The sequence below is a fragment of the uncultured Candidatus Kuenenia sp. genome (assembly GCF_900696675.1).
In the GTDB taxonomy this organism is placed as follows: domain Bacteria; phylum Planctomycetota; class Brocadiia; order Brocadiales; family Brocadiaceae; genus Kuenenia; species Kuenenia stuttgartiensis_A.
Genome location: NZ_CAADGZ010000263.1, coordinates 1 through 1619, shown reverse-complemented (window position 1 = coordinate 1619; position 1619 = coordinate 1). Strand labels below are relative to the sequence as shown.

General features: G+C 40.5%; 1 protein-coding gene. It reads left to right on the top strand.

What is annotated here, in order from left to right; all coding sequences use genetic code 11:
• Positions 1–202: 202 nt before the first annotated feature.
• Positions 203–1477, top strand: a complete 1275-nt coding sequence (locus QZT26_RS17530; protein ID WP_295104024.1) for an IS701 family transposase — start codon at positions 203–205, stop codon at positions 1475–1477.
• Positions 1478–1619 lie beyond the last annotated feature (142 nt).

Sequence of the window (1619 nt, the reverse complement as noted above, 5' to 3'; positions counted from 1 at the left end):
CAAAGTGCCTTTATATTAAAATCAAACATTACTTTGTTAAAAAGCGCATGTAAAAAAATATTTTTAAGTCATAAGTCGAATTCAACTCAACTTACTACAAATCAATGCTTTGTGACTTATTTTGCGCTTGACTTATTCCTTTACTCCTGCTATCAATTGCACTTGTGAATTTTTCAATCAACCAACAACAGGAGCAAAGGATTTGAGTATTTTTTCTGCAAACATTCCTCTGTTAAATACGTTTCTGAAAAATTTTGCCTCTTGCTTTAGCACAAAACAGATGGCTATGTTTACCCTCGTCATCTATGCCTTGTTCAAAGACTACAAAAGAAACTCCCTTGAGGTGATGGCAAAGGCCACTCATACCGATTATCAGAAACTTCAATACTTCTTCTCCGATTCAAAATGGGATACCCAGGCACTCAAACGCATACGACTGGAAATTATTCAAAAACAAAGAACTACTGCCCCCGCCAAAGACGGCCTTCTTGCTATCGATGACACCGGCTGCCCGAAACCCTTTGCAAAGAAGACCGAGGGAGCAAAATTGCAATACTGCGGGCCACTCAAAAGAAAAGAGGTCTGCAATGTCGGTGTCAGCGCTGCTTTCGTCTCAGACTCAAAGCATTTTCCCATCGACATCATTCCCTACCTTCCCGCCAGGGAGTTTCCCAGAGGAAAAAACAACTCTCAGTTCAAAGACAAGATACAAATCGCTCTAGAACTTTTCGACCTCTACGCAGAAAGCTTCGCTCTCTCTGGCATAGTCTTTGACTCCTGGTATGCGACAACACGCTTCCTCACGCACATTCACAAGAAAGGCAAAATCTTCTATTCCGAAATAAAATCGAACAGAAACATCTTCATGCGCCATCCCGTAAAGAAAAACCAATGTCTCGTCAAACCAGATGAGCTCGTGACCCTCATCAAGAAGCATTTCTGGGACAAAATCAAATTCGTCAAATTCAAAACTACGGATGGCTCTGAAGTTTCCCATAAAACCTATTCGTTCGAGGCAAAGCTGAATGATTGTGATGTACCCATTAAGTTTGTAATCATTTTTGGCAAGTGGAATAAGGATGACGACTACACCTATCATATCCTTGTTACCAATAATCTCCGTGCCTCTGCCAAAATGGTCATTACCAACTACCTGCTCCGTTGGGGTATTGAACACGGTTTCAAGGAATTAAAAGACACCTTTTACTTTGACCACTACCAGGTCAGGCATATCAACAAGATTGATAGATACTGGAATCTCTGTCTTGTTGCATGGACCCTCACCTACTGGATCAAACAAAACGCCTATCTTACCAAAATCCTTGAAACGAAACCCACCACCTTCAACGAAATCAAACAGGCTGTCAATTCCATGCTCGAATTTGCCTCTACTAATGCCTTATCAAAGAACGAAAATCTTGCCCATAGCTATTTTAAAATTAAATCGAAACGCCTTAAGAAAAAATGCGCCGCTTAATTTTTTAACAAAGTAATGTTGCATTTTTTGTTTTGTGCGAATTATCCGTAAATGTACGGTTTTTCAAAGAGCTATACACGGCGTCATTAATCAGATACGAATATGTCATTCCCGCGGAAGCGGGAATCCAGAAAAATACTGG